Origin of the sequence: Enterobacter soli (assembly GCF_964208575.1) — a bacterium.
GTDB lineage: Bacteria > Pseudomonadota > Gammaproteobacteria > Enterobacterales > Enterobacteriaceae > Enterobacter > Enterobacter soli_A.
The window spans coordinates 183750-205339 of record NZ_CAXOFU010000001.1; the positions used below are offsets into that span (position 1 = coordinate 183750).

The 21590-nt window shown below is 61.7% G+C and carries 22 protein-coding genes; 7 read left to right on the forward strand and 15 right to left on the reverse strand.

Going from position 1 to position 21590, the window contains the following annotated elements:
• Positions 1–146: 146 nt before the first annotated feature.
• Together lsrK and lsrR are read right to left on the reverse strand one after the other, a co-directional pair.
• Positions 147–1739, reverse strand: a complete 1593-nt coding sequence (gene lsrK, locus AB6V08_RS00890) for an autoinducer-2 kinase (RefSeq protein WP_368540786.1) — start codon at positions 1737–1739, stop codon at positions 147–149.
• Between the two features lie 33 nt (positions 1740–1772).
• On the reverse strand, positions 1773–2744 hold the full coding sequence (gene lsrR / locus AB6V08_RS00895) for a transcriptional regulator LsrR (RefSeq protein ID WP_368540787.1): 972 nt from the start codon (positions 2742–2744) through the stop codon (positions 1773–1775).
• Positions 2745–2960: 216 nt separating this feature from the next.
• Between lsrR and lsrA the strand changes: the two genes are divergently transcribed.
• Genes lsrA through lsrG form a run of 6 tightly spaced genes read left to right on the forward strand, consistent with a single transcriptional unit; the run spans position 2961 to position 8647 of the window.
• A complete protein-coding gene (gene lsrA, locus AB6V08_RS00900) occupies positions 2961–4448 on the forward strand; it encodes an autoinducer 2 ABC transporter ATP-binding protein LsrA (protein ID WP_368540789.1) in 1488 nt (495 codons plus the stop codon).
• On the forward strand, positions 4445–5476 hold the full coding sequence (gene lsrC, locus AB6V08_RS00905; protein WP_368540790.1) for an autoinducer 2 ABC transporter permease LsrC: 1032 nt from the start codon (positions 4445–4447) through the stop codon (positions 5474–5476). Before lsrA ends, lsrC begins: the two co-directional genes overlap by 4 nt.
• Complete coding sequence (gene lsrD, locus AB6V08_RS00910; RefSeq protein ID WP_368540791.1) at positions 5477–6460, forward strand: autoinducer 2 ABC transporter permease LsrD; 984 nt, start codon at positions 5477–5479, stop codon at positions 6458–6460.
• Positions 6457–7458, forward strand: a complete 1002-nt coding sequence (gene lsrB / locus AB6V08_RS00915; protein WP_368540792.1) for an autoinducer 2 ABC transporter substrate-binding protein LsrB — start codon at positions 6457–6459, stop codon at positions 7456–7458. Before lsrD ends, lsrB begins: the two co-directional genes overlap by 4 nt.
• A gap of 11 nt (positions 7459–7469) precedes the next feature.
• A complete protein-coding gene (gene lsrF / locus AB6V08_RS00920) occupies positions 7470–8357 on the forward strand; it encodes a 3-hydroxy-5-phosphonooxypentane-2,4-dione thiolase (protein ID WP_368540793.1) in 888 nt (295 codons plus the stop codon).
• Positions 8354–8647, forward strand: a complete 294-nt coding sequence (lsrG, locus tag AB6V08_RS00925; protein ID WP_282494251.1) for a (4S)-4-hydroxy-5-phosphonooxypentane-2,3-dione isomerase — start codon at positions 8354–8356, stop codon at positions 8645–8647. The genes lsrF and lsrG overlap by 4 nt, the downstream gene beginning before the upstream one ends.
• 38 nt (positions 8648–8685) lie before the next feature.
• On the opposite strand, the gene AB6V08_RS00930 is transcribed toward lsrG, so the two are convergent.
• The 3 genes from AB6V08_RS00930 to AB6V08_RS00940 form a co-directional block, all read right to left on the reverse strand.
• Positions 8686–8976, reverse strand: a complete 291-nt coding sequence (locus AB6V08_RS00930) for a hypothetical protein (RefSeq protein ID WP_368540794.1) — start codon at positions 8974–8976, stop codon at positions 8686–8688.
• A 151-nt stretch (positions 8977–9127) separates the two neighbouring features.
• Positions 9128–9976: a dihydrodipicolinate synthase family protein gene (locus AB6V08_RS00935; RefSeq protein ID WP_368540795.1), complete on the reverse strand. Its 849-nt coding sequence runs from the start codon at positions 9974–9976 to the stop codon at positions 9128–9130.
• 12 nt (positions 9977–9988) lie between these two features.
• A complete protein-coding gene (locus tag AB6V08_RS00940) occupies positions 9989–10675 on the reverse strand; it encodes a B3/4 domain-containing protein (RefSeq protein ID WP_368540796.1) in 687 nt (228 codons plus the stop codon).
• 42 nt (positions 10676–10717) lie between these two features.
• Between AB6V08_RS00940 and AB6V08_RS00945 the strand changes: the two genes are divergently transcribed.
• Positions 10718–11323 (forward strand): helix-turn-helix domain-containing protein, encoded by a 606-nt coding sequence (locus AB6V08_RS00945; RefSeq protein WP_368540797.1) that lies wholly within the window; start codon positions 10718–10720, stop codon positions 11321–11323.
• Position 11324: 1 nt separating this feature from the next.
• Here the strand turns inward: AB6V08_RS00945 and AB6V08_RS00950 are convergent, their stop codons facing one another.
• The 10 genes from AB6V08_RS00950 to AB6V08_RS00995 all read right to left on the reverse strand — a co-directional run bounded on the left by AB6V08_RS00950 (position 11325) and on the right by AB6V08_RS00995 (position 21397).
• Positions 11325–13028, reverse strand: coding sequence for a PglL family O-oligosaccharyltransferase (locus tag AB6V08_RS00950; RefSeq protein WP_368540798.1), 1704 nt, complete (start codon positions 13026–13028; stop codon positions 11325–11327).
• The gene (locus AB6V08_RS00955; RefSeq protein WP_368540800.1) at positions 13028–13714 is read right to left on the reverse strand and encodes a molecular chaperone; all 687 of its coding nucleotides are present in this window, start codon (positions 13712–13714) and stop codon (positions 13028–13030) included. Before AB6V08_RS00955 ends, AB6V08_RS00950 begins: the two co-directional genes overlap by 1 nt.
• A 4-nt stretch (positions 13715–13718) precedes the next feature.
• Entirely contained in the window at positions 13719–14237 is a 519-nt protein-coding gene (locus AB6V08_RS00960; RefSeq protein ID WP_368540801.1) for a fimbrial protein, read from the reverse strand.
• Positions 14237–14767: a fimbrial protein gene (locus tag AB6V08_RS00965; protein WP_368540802.1), complete on the reverse strand. Its 531-nt coding sequence runs from the start codon at positions 14765–14767 to the stop codon at positions 14237–14239. Before AB6V08_RS00965 ends, AB6V08_RS00960 begins: the two co-directional genes overlap by 1 nt.
• 14 nt (positions 14768–14781) lie before the next feature.
• Entirely contained in the window at positions 14782–15786 is a 1005-nt protein-coding gene (locus AB6V08_RS00970; RefSeq protein ID WP_368540803.1) for a fimbrial protein, read from the reverse strand.
• Positions 15786–18413, reverse strand: coding sequence for a fimbrial biogenesis usher protein (locus AB6V08_RS00975; RefSeq protein WP_439649853.1), 2628 nt, complete (start codon positions 18411–18413; stop codon positions 15786–15788). Before AB6V08_RS00975 ends, AB6V08_RS00970 begins: the two co-directional genes overlap by 1 nt.
• A gap of 34 nt (positions 18414–18447) precedes the next feature.
• Positions 18448–19146: a fimbria/pilus periplasmic chaperone gene (locus tag AB6V08_RS00980; RefSeq protein WP_368540806.1), complete on the reverse strand. Its 699-nt coding sequence runs from the start codon at positions 19144–19146 to the stop codon at positions 18448–18450.
• A 42-nt stretch (positions 19147–19188) separates the two neighbouring features.
• Positions 19189–19737: a fimbrial protein gene (locus AB6V08_RS00985; protein ID WP_368540807.1), complete on the reverse strand. Its 549-nt coding sequence runs from the start codon at positions 19735–19737 to the stop codon at positions 19189–19191.
• Positions 19738–19797: 60 nt separating this feature from the next.
• Complete coding sequence (locus AB6V08_RS00990) at positions 19798–20361, reverse strand: fimbrial protein (protein ID WP_368540808.1); 564 nt, start codon at positions 20359–20361, stop codon at positions 19798–19800.
• 337 nt (positions 20362–20698) lie between these two features.
• Positions 20699–21397: a helix-turn-helix domain-containing protein gene (locus tag AB6V08_RS00995; RefSeq protein ID WP_368540809.1), complete on the reverse strand. Its 699-nt coding sequence runs from the start codon at positions 21395–21397 to the stop codon at positions 20699–20701.
• Positions 21398–21590: the final 193 nt, after the last annotated feature.

Below are 21590 nucleotides of genomic sequence, written 5' to 3' on the forward strand. Positions count from 1 at the left end.
GTCGGATGAGTTACTAATTTAGCCAGCGCGAGATAAAAGGGAAAAGGGGAATGCGGTGATTGTGATGGGATTCAAATATTGGTGCGGCCTGATGCCCTCACCCTAACCCTCTCCCACGGGGAGAGGGGATTAAACCTCCCTCTCCCTTAGGGAGAGGGGCGGGGTGAGGGGGAACGCACCAGCCCCGGCGCCTGCCACATCGACGTTGTCAGCCCGCTGTCCACCAGCCCAAGCTGGTCGGCGTACACCGCCTGCCATTTGTGCATCATGCCGTCGTACAGCTCCCGGTGCGCCGGATTCGGCGTGAACTCCCGGCTCCACTTCACCAGCTTCTCGCCCGTCGAGGCCATATCCGTATACAGCCCGGCACCCGTTCCGGCGGCGATGGCGCAGCCGAGCGCGGTGGCCTCTTTCACTTCCGGGACGCGCACCGGCAGCCCGGTGACGTCGCTTAAAATCTGGCTCCACAGCGCGCCTTTCGCGCCGCCGCCCGCGAAGACCAGGCTATCGAAGGTCACGCCGGAAAAGCGCGAGATCTGCGCCAGATTGCAGGCCGAGACAATCGCGGCGTTCTCCTCCAGCGCGCGGAACAGCGTGGCTTTGTTGCACTTTTCCGGGTCGATGGAGAGGTTAATGAACGACGGCGCGGCGTGATACCACTGGCTGAAGTGCATCGCGTCGGAAAAAATCGGCATCACCCCGTGAGAGCCTGGCGGCACGCGGCCTGCCATCTCTTCGAGCAGCGAGTAGGTGTCCATCCCCATCCGCCCGGCAATCAGCTTTTCCTCCGCGCAGAAGGCGTCGCGGAACCAGCGCATCGTCAGCCCGGTAAAGAAGCTGATGGACTCCGCCTGGGCCATGCCGGGGATAACGTGAGGGTTCACGCGGATGTTCATGTCAGGGTCGGTACGCACCTGCGGCAGGTTCACCACCTGCTGCCAGAAGGTGCCGCCGAGTACCGCCGTCTGCGCCGGGCGTACCACGCCCAGCCCCAGGCAGCCAAGCTGCACGTCGCCGCCACCCATCACCACGGGCGTGCCTTCCCGCAGGCCGCTCTGCGCCGCCGCCGCAGGGGTCACGGCGCCCAGTACGGTGCCGGTCTCTTTCACCGGGGAGAGAATATCGGCGCGCAGTCCGGCCATATCCAGCAGGGCCGGACGCCAGTCGCGGCTGAAGAGATCGAGCATTCCGGTGGTGCCCGCGTTGGACGGGTCAACCGCCAGCTCGCCGGAGAGCTTTGCCGCCAGCCAGTCGCTGATCATGGTGATGGTGGCGGCCTTGCGGTAAATGTCCGGGCGATGGTGCGCTAGCCACAGCAGGCGCGGCATGGCGCTCAGCGCCAGCGTCTGCCCGGAAACGTCGTAAACTTCGGATTCAAAACGGTAGTCGTGGATCTCTTTGAGCTCCGCCACCTCGCGGCTGGCGCGGGCGTCGACGTTGGCGCAGGCCCAGATGGCCTCGCCGTTGCGGTCGTACAGCACAATGCCCTCGCGCATGGAGCAGCAGGCGACGGACTGAATATCCGCCGCGCCCAGGTGCGCCCGCTCTAACGCCTCATGAATGCACTGGCAGGCCAGCCGCCAGTTGGTGTCGAGGTCGAACTCCATCGATCCCGGCACGTTCTCCACGCTCAGGTGCCGCCACTCGGCCTGGCCGACGGCAATCTGGTTGCCCTGCAAATCGAAAATCACGGCGCGAACGCTGCCTGTCCCTGCATCTAACGCTAAAAGGTAACTCATGAGCCTGCCTCACTGTTAGCGCAGGGTGGCCCCTCAACTCGCCAGAGCCAGCACCGCGCGGGCTGTATTCTCTTCCGTCACCAGGCCATTGATACGGCGACCTTTGAGTGCGGCGTAAATCGCATCGGCTTTCTCTTCTCCTCCGGCGACGCCAACGATGGTGGGCAGCTGCGCCAGCTCATCGAGGGTGACGCCCAGTAATTCTTTGTGGATCTCAAGTTCGTCCACGCACTCCCCGTCGGCGTTGAGGAAGTAGCCAAGAATGTCGCCGACCGCGCCTTTGCGGGCGTACATAAGCTGTTCACCCTCGCTGATGTAGCCGGAGCGCAGAATGGTGGCGTCCCGGCGCTGGTTCACCGCGCCAATCCCCACCACGGCAACGTCGGCGGCGGTGGCGGCGAGGATCACGTCCCGCACGCTGGTTTCCCGCTTTAAGATCCCGGCCACTTCGGCTGACGACACGCGAAGCGGGGCGGGGATCATGCTGACGCTGCAGGCGGCATCCAGCTGGCCAATGCCGGTCATATAGGGCCCCACGCCGCCGGACAGCGTCACCAGGCGGATCTGCTGGGAGCTGATAAATCCGCTTAAGTGCTGCAGGCTGCTCATGGTGGTTTCACCAAATCCCACCGCCAGCAGCTGTCCCGGCTCCAGGACGCCCATCAGCGACTGCGCCGCGCCAATTCCTAACCTGACGTTCATCGGCGGGGTATTCAGCGCGGGCAAAACCCGCACCAGCTTCAGCCCGAAGCGCTGCTGGAGCGCGGTTTCCAGCGCCAGACACCCTTCGTAGCGGGAGTTGATCTGTACGCGGATCACCCCGGACTGACGCCCCTTTTCCAGCAGGCGCGAAATCTTCAGGCGGGGCAGGCCCAGCCGCTCGCCGATGTCGTTCTGGGTCAGCCCGTCGTGGTAGTAACACCAGGCGACGCGCGCCACCAGTTCCTCTTCTGCCAGTGCAAGCCCTGCAAACCGGCCCTCTTCAGCAATGCGTTTCTCGCCCATTTTTTGAACTCTTATAAAAATTTAGATCATATGTTCGTGCTGGCGCGAAGGGAAAATGTGAGCCACGCGACAAAACGGATCTTTTAGATTGTTTCAGGTTTATTCGGATCTTAATCCATAAAACTGTGATCCCTGCACGGTTGTAAATATAGTTCACCGTCTACGCTTTTGAACATTATTAATTTCAAAAATCATTTGTTCAACCGCGGAGCGATGATGTCCCCACTTCTTGAAGCACGTGATATACGCATGCAGTTCTCTGGCGTGCCGGTGTTAAAAGGCATTGATTTCACGCTGCTTGCGGGCCAGGTCCATGCGCTGATGGGCGGTAACGGCGCGGGGAAATCGACGCTGATGAAAATCATCGCGGGCGTCGAAACGCCGGACGGCGGTGAACTTTCCGTCTGCGGGCAGCCTTTTGCGCGGCTGAGTCCCGCTCAGGCGCACGGGCTCGGCATCTATCTGGTGCCCCAGGAGCCAATGCTGTTTCCGAACCTGACGGTGCGGGAAAACATCCTCTTCCGCCTGCCGCGTGAAAAAGAGCTTGAGAAACGGCTGGGGGAAAAGCTTCAGCAGCTCCAGTGCCAGCTCAGTCTGGATGCCGCCGCCAGCACCCTGGAAGTGGCGGATCAGCAGATGGTGGAGATCCTGCGCGGCCTCATGCGCAACGCGACGATCCTCATTCTTGATGAACCCACGGCGTCGCTCACGCCGGGGGAAACCGAGCGGCTGTTTCGCCAGATCCGCGCCCTGCAGGCGCTCGGCGTGGGGATCGTGTTTATCTCCCATAAATTGCCGGAGATCCGCCAGCTTGCCAGCCACGTGTCGGTGATGCGCGACGGGGCGGTAGTGCTCAGCGGCGAAACGGCGCGGTACGACGACGGCGCGCTGATTGCCGCCATGACGCCGGTCGGGCGCGATGCCGATCTTAGCGATACGCAAAAGCTGTGGCTGGCGCTGCCGGGCAACCGCCGGACGCAGGCGCAGGACTTCCCGGTGCTGCGCGTGGAGTCGCTCACCGGGGAAGGGTTTATCGATCTCAGTCTTGAGATCTACGCCGGGGAGATCGTCGGCCTGGCCGGGCTGGTGGGATCCGGGCGTACCGAGTTCGCCGAAACTCTCTACGGCCTGCGCCCGTCGCGGGCGGGGCGCGTCTGGCTGGAGAATCAGGACATCAGCGACGAGGCGACGGCTTCCCGGCTGAACAAAGGGCTGGTTTACCTCCCGGAAGATCGGCAGGTTTCCGGCCTGTTCCTCGATGCGCCCGTGCGCTGGAACACGGTGGCGCTGAACGAGCCGTCAATCTGGCAGCAACCCGGGCGGGAGTCGGCGGTGGTGGAGCGCTATCACCGGGCGCTGGGGATCAAGCTTAACGGCGCGGATCAACCCGTGCGCACGCTCTCCGGCGGGAACCAGCAAAAGGTGCTGCTGGCACGCTGCCTGGAGGCCAACCCGCTGCTGCTGATCGTCGATGAACCCACGCGCGGGGTGGACGTTTCGGCGCGGGCGGACATCTATCAGCTGATCAAAAGCGTGGCGGCGCAAAACGTGGCGGTGCTGATGATCTCAAGCGATCTCGACGAATTCCCCGGCCTCGCCGACCGCGTGCTGGTGATGCATCAGGGGATGCTCAGCGGCGAGCTGCCGCGCCACGCCGTCAGCCTCGACAAAATGATGTCGCTGGCCTTCGGAGGACAATCATGAAGACGTTACTGAAAAACCGCGAGCTGAGCGCGCTGCTGGCGATCCTGGCGTTGTTTGCTGTGCTGGTGGCGCTGAACCCGGCCTATTTCAGCCTGCAGACCCTGGGGATGATCTTCGCCAGCTCGCAGATCCTGATCCTGCTGGCGCTGGGGGCGGCGATGGTGATGCTGACCCGCAACATTGATGTTTCCGTGGGCTCCACGGTGGGGCTGTGCGCGATTGCCGTTGGCGTGGCGCTTAACGGCGGCTACAGCCTGCCGGTGTCGATGCTCTTTGCGCTGCTTATCGGCGCGCTGGCGGGGGCGTTCAACGGTTTTCTGGTGGTGGGGCTGCGCATTCCGGCGATTGTCGCCACTCTCGGCACGCTGGGGCTATACCGCGGCGGAATGCTGCTCTGGACGGGCGGCAAATGGATCGAGGGGCTGCCGCCGAGCCTTAAATCCCTTTCCGAGCCCGTCGCGCTCGGCGTTTCACCCGTCGGATTCGGCGTGCTGGCGTTAGCCGCCGCGGGGGCGTGGATCTTCTCGCGCACCGTCTTTGGCCGCGATTTCTACGCCGTGGGGGATAACCTCGCCGCCGCGCGGCAGCTCGGCGTGGCGGTCAACCGCACCCGAATCGTCGCCTTCACCCTCAACGGGATGCTGGCGGCCTGCGCCGGGATCGTATTTGCCTCGCAGATTGGCTTTGTGCCGAACCAGACCGGCAGCGGGCTGGAGATGAAAGCCATCGCCGCCTGCGTGCTCGGCGGCATCTCCCTGCTGGGCGGCACCGGGACGCTGGTCGGCGCGTTTCTCGGGGCCTTCTTCCTGACGCAAATCGACACCGTGCTGGTGCTGTTCAAGCTCCCGGCGTGGTGGAACGACTTTATCGCCGGGCTGGTGCTGCTGGGCGTGCTGGTGCTCGACGGACGCCTGCGCCAGGCGCTGGCGCGCCACCAGCGGGCGCTGAAGTACAGCCGCTTCCAGCCGGGCAACAGAGGGGGAAAGCACGTCACCCCGTTTCCGAAACGCAAAAAAGAGGTGGCGTAAATGAAGCTTAACTGGGAAAGCGCGTTGCTGATTTTACTGGTGCTCGAGATCCTGCTCTTTGGCGCCATTAATCCGCGAATGCTCGACATCAACATGCTGCTGTTCAGCACCAGCGATTTTATCTGCATCGGCATTGTGGCGCTGCCGCTGACGCTGGTGATTATCAGCGGCGGGATCGACATTTCCCTCGGCTCAACCATCGGCCTGTGCGCCATCGCGCTGGGGGTGATGATGCAGGCCGGGTGGCCGATGGCCGTCGCCATTCCGCTGACGCTGCTGCTCGGCCTGCTCTGCGGGCTGGTGAACGCCGCGCTGATTCACTACACCGGCATCAGCCCGCTGGTGATCACGCTCGGCACGCTCTACCTCTACGGCGGCGGGGCGCTGCTGCTCTCCGGCATGGCCGGGGCGACGGGCTACGAGGGCATCGGCGGCTTCCCGGACAGCTTTACCGCCTTCGCCAACCTCACCCTGCTGGGGCTGCCCGTGCCGCTGGTGCTGTTCGCCGTCATTACGCTGTTCTTCTGGCTGATTACCCACCGCGGGCGGTTCGGGCGGCACCTGTTTTTGATTGGGCAAAACCCGCGCGCGGCGCGCTATGCGGCGCTGTCGGTCAACGGAATGCCCTATGTCCTGTACGGCCTGGTGGGCGTGGCCTCGGCGATTGCCGCGCTGGTGATGGTTTCGTATTTCGGCTCGGCGCGGTCGGATTTGGGGCGCGATTTGCTGATGCCCGCGCTCACCGCCGCCGTGCTCGGCGGGGCGAATATCTATGGCGGTTCAGGTTCGGTTGTGGGTACGGCACTGGCAGCGCTGCTGGTGGGGTATCTGCAGCAGGGTTTACAGATGGTCGGCATCCCCAACCAGGTGTCGAGCGCGCTGTCAGGGGCGCTGTTGGTTGCGGTGGTGATGGGACGTTCGCTGAGTCTGCACCGTGAATGGGTGCGTAATTTCCTCCTCAAAACTACCCGGAGCGTAAGATGAAAACAAAACTGATAGTCCTGGCGATGGCGCTCAGCGTTGCCTCCGCGCAGGCGGCAGACCGCATTGCCTTTATCCCGAAGCTGGTGGGCGTGGGCTTCTTCACCAGCGGCGGCAACGGGGCAAAAGAGGCGGGCAAAGCCCTCGGCGCGGACGTGACCTACGACGGCCCGACCGAGCCGAGCGTCTCCGGCCAGGTGCAGCTCGTCAACAACTTCGTCAACCAGGGCTATAACGCCATTATTGTCTCCGCCGTGTCGCCGGACGGCCTCTGCCCGGCGCTGAAGCGCGCGATGCAGCGCGGCGTGAAGGTGCTGACCTGGGATTCCGACACTAAGCCGGAGTGCCGCAGCATTTACATCAATCAGGGCACGCCGCAGCAGCTCGGCGGCCTGCTGGTGGACATGGCCTCGCAGCAGGTGACCAAACCCAACGCCAAAGTGGCATTCTTCTACTCCAGCCCGACCGTGACCGACCAGAACCAGTGGGTGAAAGAGGCGAAGGCCAAAATCGAGAAAGATCATCCCCAGTGGCAAATCGTCACCACCCAGTTTGGCTATAACGACGCCACCAAATCCCTGCAAACCGCCGAGGGGATCTTAAAAGCCTACCCGGATCTGGATGCGATTATTGCCCCGGACGCCAACGCCCTGCCTGCGGCGGCGCAGGCGGCGGAAAACCTCAAGCGTGAAGGGGTGGCGATTGTCGGGTTCAGTACGCCGAACGTGATGCGCCCCTACGTGGAGCGCGGCACGGTGAAAGCCTTCGGCCTGTGGGACGTGGTGCAACAGGGCAAAATTGCGGTCAATGTCGCCGATCGTTTGTTGAAAAAGGGCGATCTTAACCCCGGCGACAGCGTCGAAGTGAAAGACATCGGCACGCTGAAGATCGAGCCCAACAGTGTGCAGGGATACCAGTATGAGGCGAAGGGCAACGGCATCGTATTGCTGCCGGAGCGCGTGGTATTCACTAAAGAGAACATCAACAAATACGATTTCTGACGGGGGAGCACATGGCTGATTTAGACGACATCAAAGACGGCAAGGATTTTGGCATTGGCACACCGCAGCAGAACGTGCCTTTCACCCTGAAGGGCTGCGGCGCGCTGGACTGGGGGATGCAGTCGCGGCTGGCGCGCATCTTTAACCCGCAGAGCAACCGCACGGTGATGCTGGCCTTTGACCACGGCTATTTTCAGGGGCCGACCACCGGGCTTGAGCGTATCGATCTCTCCATTGCGCCGCTGTTTGCCGAAACCGACGTGCTGATGTGCACGCGCGGGATTTTGCGCAGCCAGGTGCCGCCCGCCACCAACAGGCCGGTGGTGCTGCGCGCCTCCGGGGGGAATTCGATTCTGGGGGAGCTGTCCAACGAGTGCGTGGCGGTGGCGATGGAAGACGCCCTGCGCCTGAACGTCTGCGCGGTGGCGGCGCAGGTCTATATCGGCAGCGAGTTTGAGCATCAGTCGATCAACAACATCATTAAGCTGGTGGACGCGGGGACGCGCTACGGCATTCCAACGCTGGCGGTGACCGGCGTGGGGAAAGAGATGGCCCGCGACGCGCGCTATTTCTCCCTCGCCAGCCGCATCGCTGCCGAGATGGGGGCGCAGTTCGTCAAAACCTATTACGTCGACGAAGGCTTTGAAAAAGTGACCGCCAGCTGCCCGGTGCCGATTGTGATTGCGGGCGGGAAAAAGCTGCCGGAGCACGAGGCGCTGGAGATGTGCTGGCGGGCCATCGATCAGGGGGCGTCCGGCGTGGATATGGGGCGAAACATCTTCCAGTCCAGCGCGCCGCTCGCCATGCTGAAGGCGGTGAAAAAAGTGGTTCACGAGAACATGAGCGCGCGCGATGCGTTCCAGTTCTGGCAGGAAGAGAAACAGGGAGAGGCAAAATGAACGTGACGCTGGTTGAGATCAACATCAAGCCCGAGCGGGTGGACGAGTTTCTGGAGGTGTTTCGCGCCAACCACGAAGGGGCGATCCAGGAGCCGGGGAACCTGCGCTTTGACGTATTGCAGGACCCGCGGGTGAAAACCCGCTTCTTTATCTACGAGGCGTACAAAGATGAGGAGGCGGTGCTGGCGCATAAGCAAACCCCGCACTATCTGGCGTGCGTGGATAAGCTTGAGGCGCTGATGTCGGAGCCGCGCAAGAAGCGCAGCTTTGTCGGGCTGCTGCCGGAGTAAAAAACGGCCCGGTGGCATCGCGCCGCCGGGCCAGCGGGTTAGTTGTAGGTGATTTGCATCAGCTCAAGGGATTTATCGCCGTTGAGCCAGCGGGTAACAACGTTAGCATTGCTGACCGGTAGCGCCGCGCGGCTGGCGCTCGCCAACTTATAGTGCGCGGTGGCGTTATTGTGCTGACAGGTGACGCTATAGGTGCCAGCCACGTTCCAGCAGCCCGCCTCAACCACCTGACCGACAAAGCGAACCTTGCCGCTATGACCGGCGGCCTGACAAAGGGAAGTAGAAAGGGCAAGAACCGCGAGCGCGGCGAAGATTTTTTTTGCATCCATGATGAAACACTCCTGTGTTGATCCATTATGAGGAAAATCCTATCCCCGCCATAATAATTAACAGGCTAATTATTGATGGTCAATATAATCGTGGAGCAAAGCGGATAAAAATGGTCGCGTCCGCGCTTGACCGGCGGACGCGCGTGGATCCTCAGGCCAGGGCCAGGCTTTCAATGAGGGCGGCGAGCCTTTCGCGCGGTTCTCCGCTAATCGCCCGGAGCGGGAAGGGGAGCGCAGGAGCCTCGACCCTGCCCGCCATCTCCGCCGCTGCCGCCATCACCCGCAGGCTGCCGTACTGGCGGAACAGCGCCCACAGCGGCGCCAGCCTGTCGGACGGCGCGGTATCCGCCGCGCGGGCAATCGCCAGCGCCGTGCGCGGAAACAGCCCGGCCACAACCGAATACCAGACGTCAAACCCTGCCCGCAGCGCCGACGCCGCCTGCCAGTCGCCGCTGATCCCCAGCGTCACCGACGGCGGCAGGCTGGCCCGCAGCTGCGCCACGTCCTCCGGCACGCGGCCACACTTCACCGAGCCGACGTTGGGCAGCGCCGCCACGGCACGCATCAGCGCGTGGCTAAACTCGAACCCGGTGGTGGCGGGGTTATCGTACACGCACAGCGGCACGGAAAGCTGGCGGGTGACCCTTTCATACAGGGCATAGACCTCGTCCGCCGTCAGCCGCTGGTACGACACCGGCGCCATCAGCACGCTGCTCGCCCCCGCTGCCTGCGCGTCGTCCGCCAGACGCAAAATATCCTCCAGGCGCAGCGCGCCGATGCTGACCATCACCGGAATATCGCCCGCCTGCTCCACGGCGCAGCGGGTAATGTACGCGCGCTCGTCCGGGGTGAGATAGGCATAGCTCCCGGTCGAGCCGAGAATGCCCAGCGAATCCACGCCCGCGTCGACCAGCGGCGCAAGCAGCCCGGCAAACGCGCGTTCGTCAAACTTACCCGCTTTGAGCGGCGTTAGCGGAAACGCGCTTAAACCGTGAAACATGGTGTTGTCCTCTTACAGTTCGAGTAATTGCACCTGCGCGGTAGCGCCGGGCATCAGCTGCTGCAGCGTGCTGACCAGCTCCTGACCCGCCTCTTCCAGCGCGGTCTGCGGCAGCGACGGCAGGCTTTCGAGTATAAACCACATGCGCTGCGCCCGGCTGTCGAGCCGGGTGCGGATCCCCTGTCGCCAGTTCCAGCGGCGGCAGGTGACCCCAACGTCATCCCGCCAGATAACCTCCCCGGCGTCGGGATACTCCACCGCGGGCTGCCCCTCTTTGACGGTATCGAACGGCTCATTGCCTTCGGCCAGGGTCAGGCGCGGCGCGCCGTGATACGCGGCAAGATTTTCCCCGCCGACCGGAATGGCGTAGCGGATGCTAATCGCGTTGTAGATATCCACCACCGGATCGAGCGGCGGCAGCGTTCCCTCCTTCAGCACCCGCTTGCGCAGGGCCGACGCCGAACAGGGCGTGCGCCTGGGCTTTGCGCCAAAGGCTTTGAACACCTCGTCCCAGGCGTCGAGATGCGCCTGCGCCCAGGGCACATCGTCGTTCAACACCTGCTGACAGGCGTGGGCCAGCGCGGCGGGAGCCACGTCTGGACGGGTAATCGGCGCGGCTTCAACCAGAATGCTCAGCGCCCGAAAGCCGGGGGCAATCCCGGCAAGACGCGGATCTATTGACGGCGTAACGAGAGACATAAATAATCCTGTATTGACTGTTTTATACCATGGTAGTGACCAATGACTGATAAAGTCAATATAATGACCGAGCAGGGGGCCGACATCGCCCAGGTAAGCCTGGCGGTGGCTAACCGGATACGCAACTGGCGCAAGGAGAAAAAGCTCTCGCTCGACGAGCTGTCGCGCCGGGCTTCCGTCAGCAAAGGGATGCTGGTGGAGATCGAAAAAGGGGCGGCGAACCCGAGCATCGCCATTCTGTGCAAGCTGGCCGCCGCGCTGGGAGTCTCGGTGGCGGATATCGTCAACGTGTCCAGCACCCCTGCGGTGCATCTCATTGAAGAAGCGGACATTCCCGTGCTGTGGCAGGGGGAGAAGGGCGGGCGCGCCAGGCTGCTGGCCGGGACGGCCGGGCCGGACATGATTGAGCTCTGGAAATGGGAAATGCAGCCCGGCGAGCGTTTTTCATCCCCCGGGCATCCGAGCGGCACCTTCGAGCTGCTGCACGTCGAGGCGGGCGCGCTCACCCTGACGCTGGATGAAAGCGTTACGCCGATCCCGGCGGGAGCGTCGGCGGTAGCGAAAACCGACGCCGCCCACAGCTACGCCAACGAGGGCGATACGCTGCTTGTCTTCACGATGACCGTGGCGGAATTAAGCCGCCGCTGATTCACGGGGCGAAACGCGCATCCTCCGGGTAGAGCCGGTGCGCCTCTTCGGCCAGCTGGATCGCGTGTTTTTCGTTGCCGAGATAGCGCTCGACGTTGATCAGATTGTTGTAGATATCCGCATCGCTCCAGGTGGCGAGCCAGCGGTCGGCGAGGAGGCTGAACCGCTGGAGATCCTCTACGTTGCCGCTTTTCTGATACCGTACGATGTAGCTCAGCGCCCGGTCTTTGCGCAGGCGCTCGGTGCCAATCCCGGTTTCTCTCAGGCGTAACACCCGGCTGGCGTAGCGCTGGGGCGAGCCCTGAAAGTCCGTCAGCGTGAGTCCCTGCCAGAAGGTCACGCCGACCAGCAGCGCGCCGCAGCAGGCCGTTGTTGCCATCAGGCACGGCAGCAGCCGCGGGCCGTTTTTCTTAAACACGCTGCGCGACAGGGACGGATCCGCCGCGGGCGCGTCGGCAAAGCTGAGCAGCAGCATCACCAGCAGCCAGTGAACGGGAGACTGGTAGAGCGGGTATTCCAACTGGGTATGCAGCAGCACGGGCAGCAGGCAGCCCAGCACCGCCAGACTATAGCGCTGCGGGCGGTAGAGCAGGCGTATTCCCCCGGCGACAAGCGCCAGCAGCGCGCCCGCGAGGGCGACGGCGCCGCCTTCAACCCACCAGAACAGCAGCTCGTTGTGCGGGTGGGTGAGAAGATTCATCCCGCGCGACAGGGGGACAGGCCGGTCCGCCAGAAAATGGGCGAACGACCACGGGAACCCGCCGTAGCCCCAGCCTTTGAGCGGGTGCTGCACGATCATCTTCCAGGTCTGCTGGAGGATCAGAATACGATCCACGTTGGAGCCGTCGTGCTCCTGCAGCGCGCCGAACAGCCCGTTCGACAGCAGCGCGGTGCCGATCGCGATCCCCAGCGGCGGCGCAAGCGCAATAGCCCGGCGCGATGCGACCAGGGCGTTCTCGTCGCGCCAGAATACCGCCGTAAACCACAGCCAGATAGCGAGCCCGCCGAGCCAGCCGGTGCGCGACGCGATCGTCGTCAGGGCCATATACATCACCGCAATGGCGGCAGAGACGGCCCAGCGGCGCGCCCGCTCCCTGCTTTCACACTCCAGCCTGAAGCGCGCGTCGGCCAGCAGCCAGAGCAGCGCCGCCGCGCCGGTGGCAATGAACGAGGCGGTGACGTTGCGCTGCTGGAACACGCCGATGCCCGTTTCCGGCTCCAGGCGCAGCGCCTCCTGCGCCACCTCCGGCAGAAGTTCGGGCCACCACAAGCCCGCCAGATACCAGATGGTCTGGATCAGCGCGGCGGCGGCGATAAGCCACAGCAGCACCTGCTTTTGCCGGGGGGTAAAGCGGCAGTTGATAAAGAGGACGTACAGGCACAGCCCCGCCCACAGCCCGCCGAGGCGCGGCAGGGCGTCGAGCCGCCAGTCCGGCGACGGGCTCCAGCACAGCGGCAGCGTGAGCAGCACGGCGGCGAGCGTCAGCAGGCGGGCGCAAAGGGTGAACTGGAGCCGCTGGTGGCACAGAATCCACGCGCACCCGGCAATGAGCACCAGCAGGGCGCACCACACCAGCAGCGCCTGGGGGAGATCCGCGCCGCTGCCGCCGACGTTCGGCAGGGCCAGATGCATTAGCCCCAGAAATATCCCCGCCAGCAGCAAAATCACCCAGCAGGCGGCGTCCTGCGTTGTCCGGCTGCGCATCAGCGTGCCCCCTCGCGCGGCACCGCAGAAACCGCAGGGAGCAGCGAGCCATAGTCGTTAAGGGTCTGCCACTTCATCACGCACGGCCCCTGCACGGGGCACCAGCGCTCGGTGCGGGAGGAGAAGGGCGCGACCATGCCCGCGTCGGGGATCGCCTGCCCGTTGCTCGTCAGGCGGATGAGCGTCACAAACCACGGCGTCGGGTTGGTGACCACCACCTGCTCGCCGGTCCGTGTCCAGGTGAGGTGCCTGTAGGCTTCCCCGGCCTTGCCCTTGAGCGCGGCCGGACGCCAGAACAGCTTCATCCGCTGGCGCAGGGCAACCTCGACGTTGTTGTTATTTCCGGTCGAGGGCGTAGAGGGGATGCCCGCGACCGTCAGCCAGAACAGGCTCTCCCGGTCGGCGGGCAGAGGTTCCCCGGTGTAGAGAATGCGCAGTGTGTTTTCCCGGCCGCCCTTGAGCATAAAGAGCGGCGGCGTGACCACGAACGGCGCGGGCCGATCCTCGCCGGTGATTTTCGATTGCACCAGGTAGCGGTCCGCTGAGGTATTGCGCACGTTAACGCTCAGGCCGTCGGCGCTGCTGTAAAAGACAAAGCGCGTGCCGCCGGTGATGATGGCGGCGTGGGCAACGAGGGCCAGGCAGGCGGCGAGTGCGCACAGCGCCCGGAGAAAAATCGTCCGCATCGTCTTACTGCCAGGTCAGGGTAAAGGTGGCGGTGGCATTGGCTGCCCCCGCGGTGACCGTGGACGACGTGGCGCTGTACTGGGCGTAAAACGTCAGGCGGTTGTCGGTCTGGGACGGATCGAGGGCGTAGACCCGGCTCGGGCTGTTGAGCGCAATCAGCGTGGACTTATCGTCTTTAATGGCGACGCCCAGCCCGGACGCGGCGCCCGCATCCTGAGAAAGCGCCAGCAGCGCCGGGTTGGTGGCGTCAGCGCTGCCGGTAAAGGTCAGCTCGACCCCGGTGGTGGCCGCGCCGCAGTTTTGCAGATCGATGCTGAACGCGACGGGCTGAGAGGTATCCCCGGCCTGACGCAGATCCTTCGAGCCGATTTCACCCAGCGTCACCGACTGGTCGGCGGACGCCTGCGCCACGGTACAGGTGTTATCTTCAATCTTGCCGTCCATGTTGACGGTGCCGTCATGGGCGGCGAATGCCGACAGCGCCCAGCCGCAGCCCAGCAGGGTAACGATCAGTTTTTTCATTATTGATAGCTCACGTCGAAATACATCACCGCAGTGCCGTTCCCGCCGCTGACCGGAATGCGGGTCGCCTTGTAGTGCAGCAGGAAGTTCAGCGTATTGTTTCCCGCCCCCAGCGGGTACTGCGCGGTGGTGCTGTTGATGGGGATGACCGCCCGGCTCTTGTCCATCAGCTCCACGGCAACGCCCGAGGCCAGCGCGCTGCCGCTGCCGGTATCCGTCAGGGCCAGCAGCTGCGGGTTGTCGGCATCCTGGGTGCCGCTGAAGGTGATTTTCGCCCCGACGATGTTCTCCCCGCAGTTGGTCAGGGTGATGTCCAGCGGGGCGTCGGTGGTGGTGTCGCCCACGTTCTTAAAGGCCGTCGAGGCGAAGCTGCCCAGATGAACGGTCTGTTGCGCGCTGCTGCTGTCCAGATCGCACGACGAGGCCAGCACTTTGCCCTTCAGGGTGATGTCCCAGTAGCCCAGCCGGGTTTCGGCGTGGGAGGCCGCGCTGACCATCGTCAGCAGCATCAGGAGTCCGTAACGTTTCATCTCTGCTCCTCGCCTTACGGCAGCGTGACCGTGATGGTTTCGATGGCGGAATAGTCCCCCGGCGTCGGGTTTTTTCCGGTGATCGCCACGGGGGTATAGGTAAAGGGAACATCAACCTCGCCGCCGTTGAGGGTGGCGGTCAGAATGCTGGTGTTAACCGAAACGGCCTTGCCGTTGCCATCGTCCACCCGCACGCCGACGTCGGGATTGCTGGTGACGATATCGTCCCCGGAGGTTTTGGTGGTGCTCACGTACAGGTTGAGCGTCGCCGATTCGCTGCCGCCCAGACACTTAATGCTCATGGGCTGCGTGGTGCCCGTTCCTACCTTGCCGCCGGTTCCGGCTTTGCTGTACTCGCCCGAGAAGGTGTCTGGCAGCTCGATGGTTGAGCCGGAGGCGAGGGTGCAGGAGGCCGGAATGGTCACGGTGCCGCTGACGTACACCTTGGTTAACGGCGAGCCGCCGATGGTTTTGCCGTCATAGTTACTTGAGGCCAGGTAAATATAGCCAACCAGCTTGTTATTTAAGGTGATGTTCCGGGCCTGCGTGGAGTCTGAGATCTTCAACGTCACGCCCGCATATTTCCACCCGGTCAGCTCTGTCGGCATATTGCCGCTGCCCGGATGCGGGCCAGCCCAGCCGACGGCAAAACAACCGCCGTAAGCTCCGGTAGTACCCGAGCCATACGCGGCATAGGCGCCCCCCGTGATGCCAGGCCCTAAGCTGGTATTTTTGCCGCCCACCAGATACTGCGCATCGGTGCCGCAAAACCCTAAAAATTCCAGCGTGTCCACGGGGCAGCTGTATTTTTCGCTGGTGGTGCCGTTCCAGAACGTATCTTTCTGCGGGGTCTCGTTACTTCCCGTGCCGTTGCTGTTTTTAGCAAACGTGTAGTTCTGGTTCACGGTCACGCTGGCCACGGAGGAGGTGAGCCCGCAGGTCGCCATGGCCTTATCCGTTTTGCCCCAGAAGAACGCCGCGCAGAGCAAAAATAAGCTGTATTTAAAAAACGTTTTCATTACTGACACCTTTCACTGACTTTATTCACGGGCTGTTTTGTTGCGTTTTCCGGGAGCCGGTATTGCACCTTGCAGCGCTGGCTCGCCCCATCTCCCCACTGCACGTCCAGCGTGCCGCCGAGCGGCAGGCCGGCCAGATAGGCCAGGCCGTCGTCGCCGACGATGGTGCTGCTGCCCCCTTTCTGGCTCACCATCGCGCCGAACGGCACCGGCTTGCCGCCGTACATCAGGGTCATCAGCGCCCGCACGCCAACGTGGGCGGTAAACTCCGCGCGCACCATGGCGCCCTGCGTCGGCACCACGTTGGTGACCGCATCGTCGATATCCACGTTTTGCCCCATGGTGTTGGTGTTCAGCGCCACGCGGTTCTGGCGGTAGGTGGTGGCGTAAGGGATCACCGCATAGCCGCGCCAGTCGGTTTTCACCCCGGTGGCGTTTTCCAGCTCGACGCCCGCCGCGCCCGGGGCTTTCACCAGAATGTTGGTATCGCCGAGAGGCTGGCTCAGGGTCACGCCGTCACGGTGAACCACCACGCCGCCGCTGACGCCGTAGTTGGTCTGGTGATAGCCGTCGCTGTAGTTGTACCCGGCCTTCAGGTTGCCGTAGGTTCCGCGGTAGTCGAGACTGGCGTTGCCGCTGTCGCCCGTCCCGTGGTTGCCGTAGCTCTCCTGCACGTTGTAGCTCAGGTTGTTATCCGTCAGCAGGGTGCCGTTGATCCCGGTACTCTGGATGGTGTTGCCATGCCTGTCGGTGTTCATGCTGTAGCTGGCGTTAGTGGTGTTCGGCGTGCGGGTAATGTCGTTGCTGCCGTTACCGGACAGCCATTTGCCAATCGGCAGGGAAATGTTAAAGGCGTAGATCTGGTCGGACTCGTCTTCGCCGGGTGAAATGTTGTAGTTGTAGGTCAGGCTGTAGGAGATATCCTGCCAGCTGCCGTTATAGCCCACCTGGAACAGCCGATCCTTCTCATCGGTGTTCCAGTAACTCTGCTCCTGGCCGGTGACAAACACCGAGCCCATATCGCCGATCTGCTGGGATACGTTGAGCTGGATCTTGCCCTTTTTGGTGTACGCCAGGTTGTAGAAATCGGTCCAGACGGGGTCGTCCTGCTTGCCGTCGTGGTCGTCATCCTTCCAGCTATCGTCGCCGGTATAGCCGTTCATGTGCTTATAGGTGGTTTCATCCAGGGTGTAGAACCCTTCGGTGGAGTAGCGATAGCCGAGCAGCTGGAAGTTCGTTCCGGTGCTGTTGAGCGCCTTCGCGTACAGGAAGCGCATCGACTGCCCGTCGTGCTGGCTGCCGTCCACCAGGGTGCTGTTGGCCTGAGTCACGTCCACCGAAATCGCGCCGATATCGCCCATGTTCATCCCGAGTCCGACGGCGAAGGCGCGGTAATCATTCGTCACCTGCGAACCGCCGTAGAGGGTAAAGCCGTGCGCCAGGCCGTACAGCGCCGTGGCCTGCGCAAAGCTGTCGTCGTTCTGCTCATCGTTGTTGCTGCGGTACTTCCCGGCGGTCACGGCGTATTTCAGTCGCCCTTCGCGCTGGAGCAGCGGCACCGCCGAGTACGGCACGGCAAAGGTGTTTTCACTGCCGTCGCTCTCGCGCACCGTCACCTGCAAATCACCGCTCGACGAGGTCGGGTAGAGGTCGTTAATGGCAAACGCCCCCGGCGACACGTAGGTTTGATAGATGACGTAGCCGTTCTGGCGGATGGTGACCTTGGCGTTGCTTTTGGCGATGCCGCGCACCGTCGGCGCGAAGCCTTTCAGGCTGTCCGGCAGCATGTTGTCGTCGGAGGCAATCTGCACCCCGCGAAAGCTCAGGCTGTCGAACACGTCCGACGGGGTATAGCTCTCGCCCACGGTCAGCTCGGCTTTGAGCGGGGCGATCGTGCGCTCCGCGTAGGTGCTGATATGCTCCCACTCGTTCTGGGTATCCCCTTCGCCGTGGGAGTAGTTCCACGTCGAGTAATCGCGCAGGCGCCACGCCCCCAGATTCAGGCCGCTTTGCAGGTTGAGGAAGTAGGTGTCTTCGCTGCTGTCTCCGCCGCTGTTGCTGCCGGAAAAGTCATAGTTCAGCAGCAGGGCATTAATGCCCTGATCCCACTGCTCCGGCGGAATATACCCGCGCGCGCTCTGCATCATCGCCGCCTGCGGCACGCTGATGTTCAGGCGCTGGTGTTCAAAGTCGAACTCCGTTGCGCCGTCCGGGATGGCGCTGACCGGAACGCACTGCTCCGGCGCGAGCGCCGCCAGTTCCGGAAAGGCTTTGATATTGATGCCCATCTCTTCCATGCGCCCCCGGGTGAAGCAGGGCTGCAGGCCGGTATCGTCTTTGGCCTCTTTTTTGTTTTTCGCCTCGGTGAAGTTCACGTCTTCCGAATCAACAAACCCATCGTTGAGATAAATATCAACGTGGTATTTCCCCGGCGCCTGGCTGTCGCTTTTTTCGAAATGGGAAAGGTCGGCAACGGCATGCGGGTCATCCGATAAAAATGCCGGGTTAAAGTAGTTATCTGCCCAGGATTGCAGCGGCAGAACGGTCATCGCTGCCGGCAAAAAAATGCGGTAAAGCGTGCATCGGGTGGATAACGCCTGCGCCATCGCGCGGGCTATCTTGTTCATTCGTAGAGTCATTATTTCGCCGACCTGTCCGGGGTTAATCCATAATGGCTTTGAGGGTTGGGCTGTTGGCTCCGTAGTCGTTCACGGTTTGATAGCTGATTGCGCCCTGGGCGTTGGCCGGGAGCGTCACGTCCGCCTGCGACATCGGCGCCACCATGGTGGTCGGCAGCGTGGCAAGCCCGGCTTTGAGCTGCACCAGCGTCAGGTAATAGGGGGTCGGGTTCTTGATCGTCAGGGTGCTGCCGCTCAGGTGAAAGCGCAGTTTGGCCGGCGCGTCCAGAGAGGCCATCGGCAGATTTTTCGGGCGAACAAAGAGCTTGATGCGGCTCAGGACGGCAATCTGCAGCGTGTTTTTCCCCTGCGTGTTTTTACTGGCAGAGGGGATCGCTTTCACGTTCACCCAGTAGAGGCTTTCGCGGTCGGCAGGCAGGCTGTTATCGCCCACGTACATAATGCGCAGTGTGTTCTCTTTCTTCGGTTTCATCACGAACAGGGGCGGCGTAATCACGAAATCGCTGCTTTTGCTTTCCTGCGCGTTTTCCACCCAGGACTGAATCAGGAAGACCGCGTTTGGATCGGTGTTGTTTACCGCCAGCGAAACCTGGCTGCTTCCCTGCGGATAAATCACGCGGGTCGCGCCAAGCGAAACGCCGCCGTTAGGGGCCGCACCGGCGGCAGCAGTGAACAGGAGCGTGGTTGCCAGCAGGCGACGAAGAGTTGATGTAACAGACATAGTGAGCCTTTAACGAGTGCCAGAGCCAGACGGCGGCAGTAATTACAGATAGGTCAGGGTGAACCAGGCCTGGGTATTCGCATCTCCGGCGATCACCGTTCTCGACGTTGCGCGATAGCGCGCGACGAATGTGATTTCGGTGGTGTTGTCCTGTAAGGGGGTAAAGCTCAGCGGCTGCTGGTTGGGAATGATCTGGTGTCCCTGGCTGTCGAACAGCCCGAGCCCCACGCCCTGCGCGCTTTGCCTGCCGCCGATCACGGCCAGCACGCCCGGATCTTTTTTGTCCGTTTGCCCGCGAAACGTCACGCCCGCCCGCTGGCTGACGCTGGTGTCGCAATCTTTCAGCGTGAGCGTAAACGCCTGCGGATCGGTCCAACTGCCCAGCCCGTGAAAATCGCTGGAGCGCACCTGGCCCATCTGCACGATCAGGTGCTGGCTGCCGGCCTCAACCGTGCACGCGGCGTTGACCACGGCACCCTGAAACTCAACGTTTCCTCCCTTAAGCGTCACCTCGTGGCGCCCGCCGGCAAAGGCCAGCGCAGGAAGAAGAAGGGTGCTCAGCCCTGCGATAACGATGGAGTGTGTTTTCATACCCGCCTCTTTCCGCCCTTAAAATGCCTTCCGTGGCAGATGAAACTCCCTGGTGATGGATTACTGGTAGGTCACGTTGAAGGTCGCAGTGGTGTCTACGCTACCCGCCGTTGCGGTGTCCGCCGTCTGGTAGTAATCCGCAGAGAAGTTCAGGGTGTTGTCGCCGTCGATCAGGGTAACGGCCTGGGATGCCGTACCCAGATCCAGCGCGGAGCCGTCTTTGTCATAGATCTGGATGCCTACGCCAGACGCAGAGCCAGCGCCCGCGGTGTTGTCCAGCACGCCTGCTTCACCCGATGCGGCATTGCCGTCGAAGGTGATAGAAGCCTGGGTTGAAACGGTGGTGTCGCAATCCGCCAGCTTGATGGAGAATGGCGTTTTCTGGTTGGCAACAGAGTCTTTACCGGTGAAGGTCGCCAGACGAACCTGGTCAAGGGTGACAACCTGGTTTGCGGTGTCCGCGGTTACGGCACAGGCGGCATCAACCACCGCGCCTTTGAATTCAACGGTACCGCCCTGTACGGTATTGGAGGTTGCGCCGCTGGTTGCCGCCATCGCAGATGAAATACCCGCCGCCATAATTACCGCAGCTGCCAGACTTTTAACCATAAATGCGTTTTTCATAAATAAACCCGTTATCTTGTTTTGGATTGTTCCTTGAATTCAATTTCTTCGCGCAATACATGGCCAGGCCATAATAATTAGCATTGAAATTAAATCCTCTGATGAGGATGTTCCGTATCAGCTCGGGGAATAGTTTTGCAAAGATATTTCGAGAATAAAATTACTATATCAGTCCAACATGGGACGGGTGATAAAGCCTTGACATTGCCGGGAGGGTTTTATATGGCGGCTATTATTATCCTGTATAGACAACCGGAAATAAAGAAATCAAAGAATATATATTGTTTGTGCGAAAAAGGAGGAGAGTAGATACGCCGCGGCTCGCGGCGTAAAGAACTTAAAATGCGGCGGGGAGTTTCTGATGAATGGCTACAAGCTTGCCGTTATCGATAGTGATATATTCGCCTTTGCGCAGCTCGGATAATATCGCCAGGACCCGGCTGCGGGAAATATTGGTTCGGCGCTGAACAAAACTCAGCACCTGAATTTGCTGGCGATATTCGTCCGGATAGGCGTTAAGCTCAATCAGCATGGTGCGCACCTTGAGGTACGAATCCACGCCCACCAGCTCCTCCTCCCGGGCGCTCATCACCATCAGCCGGTGCGCCAGAATGCGGGCGACGTCGTGCCACAGGTTTTGCTCATCGCAGATGCGGACAAAATCATTCAGCGGCACAAATTTCCCGTAGCACAATGTCTCGGCGTACAGATAATGCCGAGGCCGGGCAGGGACGTCATAAAATATACTGTAGCCGTCAACCAGCCCTAATATTGAAGGTGAAAACATGCTGCTAATAAACAGATCGTTACCCGCATGGCAGACCGAACATATTCCGTGTTCAAGTAATATAATACCCGCACTCTCCCGGTCAGGATTGAGGAGGTACGTCTTTCCCTGTGGCAGGTCAAAGGGTTTTCCGGCAGGCGATAACGCGTTAAATAACGACTCGATCGCGAATGTCGGTTTGGTATTGTGGGCAAAGGAAAAGGCATGTAGCGCGTCGCCAATTGAATCATCGACGTGTAATGTAAACATGTTCAAGTATTCCTGGAATAATGTTCGGATATCGCATTAATATATTCATGTGGCAAATATATATTAAGCCAGTGCGGGAATTATGACATGGCCGGAATAATGTTTTAATTTTTTGCAGCGAACAGTTAAATACAGGCGTGAATGATTATTGTAAAAAATCGGTCATTTCGTAAGAAAAACCTTACACCCGGTG